Below are 8,663 nucleotides of genomic sequence, written 5' to 3' on the forward strand. Positions count from 1 at the left end.
TATGACCATATTTTGACAGTAAAAACCTTGGGGTGGTATAATAAATGATGGATAGATGTAATCAGAAAGACGGAGCTATGCTGTCGATTGTCGTTCCTGTATACAATGAACAGCTGAATATAGAAAAGTTCTATGAAGAAGCGACAAAGGCCATGCAGTCTGTGGGGATGAACTATGAAATCATCTTCGTCGATGATGGCTCCAAGGACACGACGCCCCTTATTTTGAGCCGGCTCAGTCAGCAGGACTGCCATGTGCGGGCATTGATTCTGGCCCGGAACTTTGGCCATCAGCTGGCCATTACGTGCGGCATGGATCATGCCAGAGGGGATGCAGTCATTACGATGGACGGCGATTTACAGCATCCGCCGGCTATGATTCCCGATCTGGTCAAACGCTGGCGGGAAGGGTACGACGTCGTGCAGACTGTACGGAAGGCGACAGATGATTCCGGCTTTGTGAAGCGGCAGACGTCGAAGTGGTACTATATTATTCTCAATGCCGTATCACCGGTGCACATTACACCGGGGGGATCGGATTTCCGCCTTGTCGATCGCCGCGTACTGGAAACATTTAAGCTGTTTCGGGAACATGACCGTTTTATTCGCGGCATTATCGGCGATATTGGCTATAAGCAGAAGACCATCTCTTTTGTAGCACCCAAGCGGTTTGCCGGCAAATCTAAATTTTCAATGCGAAAAATGCTCCACTTTGCACTGGACGGCATTATGGCTTATTCAAAAATTCCGCTGCGTATTTCCTTTTATACAGGCATGGTCAGCGGCCTGCTGAGCATAGGCCTTATCGTGCATGCCCTGTATTGTCATATTGTAGGCGAAGCGGCGCCGGGATGGACGACGACGATGATCGTCATCTGCATGCTTGGCGGCCTGCAGCTTATGTTTATGGGTATTATGGGAGAATACATCGGCCGTATTTTTGAGGAAGTCAAACACCGTCCTCTCTACTGGCTGCGTGCCGAACTCGGCCAGACAGGCAGTACCGATTCAGAAGAGCAGAAAACGCGGTAAGCCTTTCTGTATGGGACAGGAAGGCAGAGAGGAGGCTTTCTATGTGGAAAAAAGTAAGTAAAGTATGCTGCATGACGGCTCTCTTCGCCATGACAGCTATTTCAGCAGGAGCAGCATCTTCCTATTATACCGTAGGAAGTAAGGGCAGCGATGTACTGGCTATGCAGAAACAGCTGCGAAAACTGGGCTATCAGGTCAAAGCGGATGGAGTATATTCCAAAAGCATGGCCAAAGCAGTAGCAAAATTCCAGAAAGATAAAAAAATACAGGTCAGCGGCAACGTCGGCGGCTGGACCTATTATTTGCTTACCGGCAAGAGAACGCTGCTGGAAAAGGCAGGGTCCCAGGGTGGATCGAAATCCGACCAGAGCAAAACCTATAAAGGCAAGGGGAAAACAGGCGTTCAGTATACGAATCTCAAAAAGCTGCGCGGTGCCGATAAACTGGGCAGCCAGCTCGTCAATTCAGCCTATCAGTATATTGGCGTTCCCTATGTATTTGGCGGCAATACGCCAGATGGATTTGACTGCTCCGGATTTACGAAGTACGTCTTTTCTCACAACGGCATTACCTTGCCCCGCATGGCAGACGAACAGTACCGCCTGGGAGCAAAGGTGTCGCGAAGCGAACTGATTCCGGGAGATCTGGTATTCTTTACGACCTACGAACCAGGGGTGTCGCATACGGGAATTTACGTAGGCGACAACAACTTTATCAGCGCTACGAGCAGCGGCGGAATCCGTGTAGACAGCCTGGACAGCCGGTACTGGGCTGATCGGTATGTCGGCGCAAAGCGGGTCCGATAGACAAGATAATGGCTAGCAGGGAAGCATTGCCGCCTTGCTAGCCATTTCGTCACATTCTGTTGGACAGAGAAAATTGAAAAAATCCTGTGAAAAGGTTGCTTATCAGGGGTAAATGAGCGTATAATTTTTTCATATGATACAGAAAATGCAGAAGGAGTGTTTTTGATGAAGTATATGACGGGTAATGAAATCCGTAAAGCCTATTTGGAGTTTTTTAAGAGCAAGGGACATTTAATCCTCCACAGTTTCCCCCTGATTCCGGAAAATGATCCGAGCCTCCTGCTGATTGGTGCCGGCATGGCTCCGCTGAAGCCCTATTTTACAGGTAAACTGGTACCGCCGTCGTATCGCGTGACGACGAGCCAGAAGTGTATTCGTACCGGCGATATTGACAATGTAGGCCGGACAGCCCGCCATCATACGTTTTTTGAAATGCTGGGAAACTTCTCCTTTGGCGATTATTTCAAAAAAGAAGCCATTTCCTGGGCCTGGGAATTTCTGACCAAGGTTCTCGAACTGGATACGGACAAGCTCTATGTGACAATTTACCCCGATGACACAGAAGCCTATGACTACTGGCACAACATGATCGGCCTGGCAGATGAACGGATTTTCAAATTTGAAGATAATTTCTGGGAAATCGGCGAAGGCCCCTGCGGTCCGGACAGTGAAATCTTCTACGATCTGGGACCGGAACGGGGCTGCGGCAAGCCGACGTGCAATGTGGGCTGTGACTGCGACCGCTATCTGGAAATCTGGAACCTCGTGTTTACCCAGTATAACCGGACGAAAGACGGCAAATACGTGCCGCTGGCCAAGAAAAACATCGATACCGGCTGCGGTCTGGAACGGCTGGCATCGGTTATTCAGCAGAAAGAATCCAACTTTGAAACGGATCTGATTTTCCCGATTATTGAAAAAGTCATCGAAATCAGCGGCGGTGATTACAGCGATCCCCAGCAGAAAATTGCCATGAAGGTTATTGCTGACCATATCCGGGCCATTATGATGATGATTTCTGACGGCATTCTGCCGTCTAATGAAGGCCGCGGCTATGTACTGCGCCGGATTCTGCGCCGGGCCGTACGGTTTGGCCGCCTTCTGGGCATTCAGGACCTGTTCCTCAGCCGCCTTATTGATACGGTCATGTCCATTATGGCTGTGGAATATCCGGAACTGCGGGATCATGAAGACCTGATCCGTAAAGTTATTGATACGGAAGAAAAACAGTTCAGCACGACTCTGGCCCAGGGCATGGAACTGCTGGACGGCCTGCTCGCTGCTGCCGGCGATACGAAGGTTCTGGCCGGCCGCGACGTGTTCAAGCTGTACGATACATACGGCTTCCCGGTGGAACTGACCGAAGAAATTGCCCAGGAACAGGGCGTAGCCATTGACCATGACGGATTTGATGCAGCCATGAAGGAGCAGCAGGAACGGGCCCGCGCTGCTCATGCAGACGTATCGGCCAAGGTAGCGACGCCGGATACGACCAAACTCGATCAGAGCAAACTCGTCAATGATCCGTCGGCTGTACAGGCAACGGTGGTCATGCTCGGCAAGGACGGCGTCGAAGTGCCGGAAGCCCGGGACGGAGAAGAAGTAACGGTTATTCTCGACTCCAATCCCTTCCATCCTGAAGGAGGCGGACAGCTTGGCGATACAGGCGTGCTTACGGCAGCAGCCGGAAAGGCCGCTGTTACCGATGCCAAAGCGCTGCCGAACGGACTGGTATACCTCGTTGCTTCCGTACAGGAAGGGGTGCTCCGTACCGGTGACGCCGTACAGATTGCTGTCGACCAGGAACGGCACATGGCACTGGCCCGCAATCATACGGCAACCCATCTGCTGCAGGCTGCGCTGCGCCGCGTTCTCGGCAACCATGTCACCCAGGCAGGGTCCCTGGTAACGCCGGATCACCTGCGTTTCGACTTCACCCATTTCTCGCCTGTAACGGCACAGGAACTGGCTGATGTGGAACAGATGGTAAATGATGAAATCCTGAAAAATGTCCCCGTCCATATTGAAGAAATGCCTGTCGATGAAGCGAAGAAACAGGGAGCCATTGCCCTGTTTGGCGAAAAATACGGCGATGTGGTCCGCGTCGTATCGGTAGACGACTTCAGCCGCGAACTCTGCGGCGGTTCGCACGTACCGTCGACGGCTGTAATCGGGACCTTCCGCATTCTGTCCGAAGGCGGTACGGGAAGCGGCGTCCGCCGCATTGAAGCCGTTACCGGTGCAGCTGCCCTGGCCAAAGCCCGGGAAGATGCAGCCCAGCTGGCTCAGATTACGGCCCTGGTCAAGGCCAAAGCCGGTCAGGCGCCGGAAAAAGTCGAACAGCTTCTGGCAGCGCTGAAAGAAGCGGAAAAAGAAGTACAGAACCTGAAAAAAGCAGCTTCCTTATCCGATCTGGACAGCATTCTGGCTGCGCAGGAAACCATTGGCGGCGTTTCCGTCATTGCTGCCCAGGGACAGGCCGATTCCATGGATGGCCTGCGGGATCTGGCCGATACGGTAATGGATAAAGTCGGCAGCGGCGTCGTTCTTCTCGGTGCCGTAAACGGCGGCAAAGTGAACTTTGTCTGCAAAGTTGCCAAAGCAGATACGAAAAAAGGTCTCCATGCCGGAAAAATTATCAAAGCCGCAGCAACGGCAGCCGGCGGCAACGGCGGCGGCCGTCCTGATATGGCCCAGGCCGGCGGCAGGGACCCGGAAAAACTGACGGAAGCTCTGGCTGCCGGACAGCAGGCTGTCCGTGACATACTGGCATAAAATGGTTTTGGCCGCAAGGTCGCAAAGGATGTGATTGTATGGCAATTAGCGATGAAACGATGATTGTAAAAAACAGAAGTGAAGAACAGACTGTCGCTTCGATGATTTTGGAAGACGTATACCATGCGTTGGAAGAGAAAGGCTACAATCCGGTGAATCAGATCGTAGGCTATCTCCTTTCCGGAGACCCTACGTATATTACGAGCCATAACAATGCCCGCAGCAATATACGGCGTATTGAACGGGACGAGCTCATTGAAGAGCTGGTCCGGTCCTATGTCAAGACTCGCGGCTTATAGGAGTAGTATGCGGATTTTAGGATTAGACGTTGGTTCAAAGACCATAGGCGTAGCCTGCAGCGATGCCCTGCTCATTACGGCGCAGGGCGTGGAAACGATACGGCGTGTTTCCAAAAAGAAAGATTTCCAGCGCCTCCGGGAGCTGGTACAGGAAAAGGATGTCCACCGCATCGTCGTCGGCAGGCCCCGTCATATGAACGGCGATTACAGCGAAAACATGAAAGACATAGAAAGCTTCGTACAGGAACTGCAGAAAGTCATGCCCAAGATGGAATTTGTCTATTGGGATGAACGCCTGACAACCGTCATGGCCCGGCAAGTCCTCATGGAGGGCGGTGTACGGCGGGAAAAGCGAAAACAGTTTGTCGATAAAATGGCAGCTGTTCTCATATTACAGAATTATTTAGACGCTCAAGGAGGCTAACATGGCAGAAGAAATGGATGAAGTAATGGTCATTACGATCACCGCTCCCGATGGTACGGAAACGGATTTTGAAGAAGTCGACACCATTGAAGTCGACGGTAAGCTCTTCTCTCTGCTCGTTCAGATTTGCGACGACGAAGAAGAAGGGGATACGATCATCGCCCGTATTGATGAAGAAGACGGCGAACCTGTCTATGTAGAACCGACGGAAGAAGAATTTGAAGCAGCCCGCATCAAGTTCGAAGAACTGTTTGCCGCTGCTGAAGAAGAAGGCCTGGACGAATAATCAGGGCCATACTGGAAAAAAGGACATGCTGAGAGGCGTGTCTTTTTTTCTATACAGGAGAAAATAATGGGAGAATTACCAAGTATACAGCAATTAAAAGATTTTATTATCTATGGAAAGTACCGAAATTTCACGGCAGCTGCAGAAGCGGCTAATATTACACAGTCGGCATTCAGTGCGCAGATTAAGAAACTGGAAGAAATCGTCGGCGTGCAGCTCATTGCCCGTTCCAACCGGGGCAGTCACCTGACCAAAGCGGGAGAGCACTTTTTCCTCCGCGTAGAGCCGCTGCTCAGCGAACTGGAAGGCTGTCTGTGCGAAATGAAAACATTCAGCGGCGAAGCACAGCCCCTGTCGATCGGCATCATGCTGTCCCTGGGAGATGTACACATGAACCGCCATCTGGCCTGGTTTCAGCAGCATCACAGCGGCGCATCCTTTCGCGTATATAATCTGGAAGCCCGGGAATTGCTGCAGAAGCTGAAAGACGATGAACTGGACATTATTTCGCTGTTCCTCCTGCCAGGCATGGATGTAAGCGGATATGAAAGCGTCTGTTTCTGTCATGAACCTATTGTGTATTATGCGCCGAACCTCGATGTCCCGTCGCCGACAGTCAGTGCCGAATTTATTACGTCTCATCCGCTGGCCCAGTATTCTCCGCACTATCTGATGAATGACTACCTGGAACGGTATCTGCAGCACCATGCCGGAACAGCGCCGCAGACGCGGGCCTGGTTTTCCACGCCGTACGCGATCTGGAGATACTGCCAGCAGCATCACATTGGGGCCCTGCTGCCGCAGCGATTTCTGGAAGCCATGGGCACTGCTGCCGGCATGTATGCCATCACGCCGGCAGTCAGCCTGCCCTGCTATCTGCTGTATAAACGAAGCAATCCCAACTATCAGGCCATACAGGTATTTATTCAGTACATGAAGCAGACCTATCACGTGGTGCCGTGATATCGTTTTTTCTGATGGCCCTTATCGCATGTTTCAATTATACAAGACCCGACAGAGCGAGTAGAATAGCGGTATCACACAAAAGGAGTTGTCATATGTATCATGGTAGCGCAGAAATCGCTTTGGAACAAAGACTTCCTGTTGGATACGGGAATTAACTTTGTCGTCTATCTCATTTATTATCTGTTAATGGTCATCATTGCTGTTGTTGCAAAAGACCAGCTCAATGCCTCGCTCAGCGAAGCCGGGCTGGCATCGGGTATTTTTATTGTCGGTACCTTACTGGCCCGCCTTCAGTTTGGCAAGGCCATCGAACTGTACGGGCGGCGCCGCACGCTGTACGGCGGCATCCTGTTCTATCTGGCTACGACGCTGCTGTACTTTTACATCCCCAATCTGGGCATGATGTATCTCATCCGTCTGCTCAACGGGCTGGCCTACGGCATTACGTCCACGGCGACCAACACCATTGTCGCTTCGTGCATTCCTGATGATGAAAAAGGGGAAGGCATTAACTACTATGGCCTCAGCACCAGCCTGGCTGCTGCTATTGGGCCTTTCCTGGGCATGTTCCTCATGCTGGTTTCCAACTTTGAATTTATCATCGGCCTGTGCACCGTACTGATTGTGCTGTGTATTGTCGGCTGTTTCTTCCTCCATATTGATGAAATGGAACTGAGCGAAGAAGAACGGCAGCAGATGAAGGCCATGACCCTGGAAAACTATGTGGAACGCCGGGTTATGGTCATTTCCGGCATTGGCTTTCTCATGGGCTTTGCCTATTCCAGTGTCCTCACCTTTTTGGCCGCCTATGCCCGGGAAATTAATCTGGTTCAGGCCAGCACCTTCTTCTTTGTCGTCTATGCCGTCGTCATTACGGTTACGCGGCCGGTGACGGGCATTATTTTTGACCGGAAAGGGGAAAACTACGTCCTCTATCCGTGTTACATCTTCCTGGCAGCCGGCTTATTCCTGCTGGAAATGACCGGTGCTGCCTGGCAGCTGCTGCTGGCCGGCGTATTTGTTGGCCTGGGATATGGCACGTTCATGTCCAATGGACAGGCTGTATGCATTAAGCTGACACCGGCACACCGCATCAGCGTCGCCTTGTCGACGTACTTTGTCGCCCTGGACCTGGGCATTGGCGTAGGGCCCTATGTACTGGGCTCGCTGCATCATATCCTGACCTTCCCGCAGCTCTATGCCGTTGCCGGCGCCATTGCCCTGGTCTGCTTCTTCCTGTATTATGCCCTGTATGGCCGCAATGCCAAAGCCAATGCCGTCGTAGAAGAACGGGCAGAAGAAGCGGACGATGCGTTCGTCATGGGATTGAAGCAGAAACCGGTATGCCATGCAGCTGTCAATAAGAAATAATTAAAAATAATTATTATTTACTATTGACTTCTATACCAAAGTAGTGTATGATTAGAGCATAACAAAGAACAATTACTAATTTTAGATAAATATTAACAAAAAGGAGATATGCCCTATGAAACAAGTACAGTTTTATCGCAATGAACAAGATGGTTCTGTCGTCGTATTGGCAGGCGCAGTAGATACGAATAAAGATCTTACCATTGGCGGTCAGAAATATACGCTCCTCGTTCCCGATTCGGTAGATGCAGCCAAGGAAAAACATGTACCGGCGCTGCAGAAAATTGACAGCCATCTGGTAGTGGAAGTTGGCTCCGTAACGCATCCCATGGAAGAAAAGCATTATATTGAATGGATTGCCCTCGTAACGGATGACAAAGTCGATATCCGTTATCTCAAACCCGGTCAGGCACCGAAAGCAGATTTTGAAGCAGGCGATGCCGGCACGGTATATGCATACTGCAACCTCCATGGTCTCTGGAAAGCAGACTTTGCCGTACAGGAAGCAGCTCCCATTGCCGGCGGCAGCTGCTCGCCGGAATTTGGCGGCTGCGTCATTCAGGATTTATAATCGCCAGACAACCGAAAAGGACTATAAAGCACAGGCTCTTTGCAGGGGCCTGTGTTTTTTTGTGCCTGTTATCCCGCAGGACCAAGGAGCGCAGGTTTTCTGAAAATAATTTTTTCAGGCAGCAGGAGTTTCTA

At 51.1% G+C, this 8,663-nt stretch carries 9 protein-coding genes; all 9 read left to right on the forward strand.

Going from position 1 to position 8,663, the window contains the following annotated elements; translation table 11 throughout:
- The first annotated feature begins 47 nt into the window (after positions 1-47).
- Positions 48-1,031 carry a glycosyltransferase family 2 protein gene (locus Q3886_RS00185; protein ID WP_301859074.1) on the forward strand — a complete coding sequence of 328 codons (984 nt, stop codon included), beginning with the start codon at positions 48-50 and terminating at the stop codon, positions 1,029-1,031.
- Between the two features lie 41 nt (positions 1,032-1,072).
- Positions 1,073-1,837, forward strand: a complete 765-nt coding sequence (locus Q3886_RS00190) for a C40 family peptidase (RefSeq protein ID WP_301859064.1) — start codon at positions 1,073-1,075, stop codon at positions 1,835-1,837.
- A 174-nt stretch (positions 1,838-2,011) separates the two neighbouring features.
- Positions 2,012-4,612: an alanine--tRNA ligase gene (gene alaS / locus Q3886_RS00195; protein ID WP_301859075.1), complete on the forward strand. Its 2,601-nt coding sequence runs from the start codon at positions 2,012-2,014 to the stop codon at positions 4,610-4,612.
- Between the two features lie 38 nt (positions 4,613-4,650).
- Positions 4,651-4,911, forward strand: coding sequence for an IreB family regulatory phosphoprotein (locus tag Q3886_RS00200; RefSeq protein ID WP_301859065.1), 261 nt, complete (start codon positions 4,651-4,653; stop codon positions 4,909-4,911).
- A gap of 7 nt (positions 4,912-4,918) precedes the next feature.
- Entirely contained in the window at positions 4,919-5,335 is a 417-nt protein-coding gene (gene ruvX, locus Q3886_RS00205; RefSeq protein WP_301859066.1) for a Holliday junction resolvase RuvX, read from the forward strand.
- A gap of 1 nt (position 5,336) precedes the next feature.
- Complete coding sequence (locus Q3886_RS00210; RefSeq protein ID WP_301859067.1) at positions 5,337-5,621, forward strand: DUF1292 domain-containing protein; 285 nt, start codon at positions 5,337-5,339, stop codon at positions 5,619-5,621.
- Positions 5,622-5,687: 66 nt separating this feature from the next.
- Complete coding sequence (locus Q3886_RS00215; RefSeq protein ID WP_301859068.1) at positions 5,688-6,584, forward strand: LysR family transcriptional regulator; 897 nt, start codon at positions 5,688-5,690, stop codon at positions 6,582-6,584.
- A gap of 102 nt (positions 6,585-6,686) precedes the next feature.
- A complete protein-coding gene (locus Q3886_RS00220; RefSeq protein WP_301859069.1) occupies positions 6,687-7,958 on the forward strand; it encodes an MFS transporter in 1,272 nt (423 codons plus the stop codon).
- A 115-nt stretch (positions 7,959-8,073) separates the two neighbouring features.
- On the forward strand, positions 8,074-8,529 hold the full coding sequence (locus Q3886_RS00225; RefSeq protein WP_301859070.1) for a desulfoferrodoxin family protein: 456 nt from the start codon (positions 8,074-8,076) through the stop codon (positions 8,527-8,529).
- Positions 8,530-8,663 lie beyond the last annotated feature (134 nt).

Source organism: uncultured Megasphaera sp. (assembly GCF_958350005.1).
Taxonomy (GTDB): domain Bacteria; phylum Bacillota; class Negativicutes; order Veillonellales; family Megasphaeraceae; genus Megasphaera.

Excerpts from the sequence above, each read along its gene's own strand:
- Q3886_RS00210 (WP_301859067.1), top strand. The coding sequence starts at position 5,337 with ATGGCAGAAGAAATGGATGAAGTAATGGTCATTACGATCACCGCTCCC.
- Q3886_RS00220 (WP_301859069.1), top strand. The coding sequence starts at position 6,687 with ATGGTAGCGCAGAAATCGCTTTGGAACAAAGACTTCCTGTTGGATACG.
- Q3886_RS00190 (WP_301859064.1), top strand. The coding sequence starts at position 1,073 with ATGTGGAAAAAAGTAAGTAAAGTATGCTGCATGACGGCTCTCTTCGCC.
- Q3886_RS00200 (WP_301859065.1), top strand. The coding sequence starts at position 4,651 with ATGGCAATTAGCGATGAAACGATGATTGTAAAAAACAGAAGTGAAGAA.
- Q3886_RS00215 (WP_301859068.1), top strand. The coding sequence starts at position 5,688 with ATGGGAGAATTACCAAGTATACAGCAATTAAAAGATTTTATTATCTAT.
- alaS (WP_301859075.1), top strand. The coding sequence starts at position 2,012 with ATGACGGGTAATGAAATCCGTAAAGCCTATTTGGAGTTTTTTAAGAGC.
- ruvX (WP_301859066.1), top strand. The coding sequence starts at position 4,919 with ATGCGGATTTTAGGATTAGACGTTGGTTCAAAGACCATAGGCGTAGCC.
- Q3886_RS00185 (WP_301859074.1), top strand. The coding sequence starts at position 48 with ATGGATAGATGTAATCAGAAAGACGGAGCTATGCTGTCGATTGTCGTT.
- Q3886_RS00225 (WP_301859070.1), top strand. The coding sequence starts at position 8,074 with ATGAAACAAGTACAGTTTTATCGCAATGAACAAGATGGTTCTGTCGTC.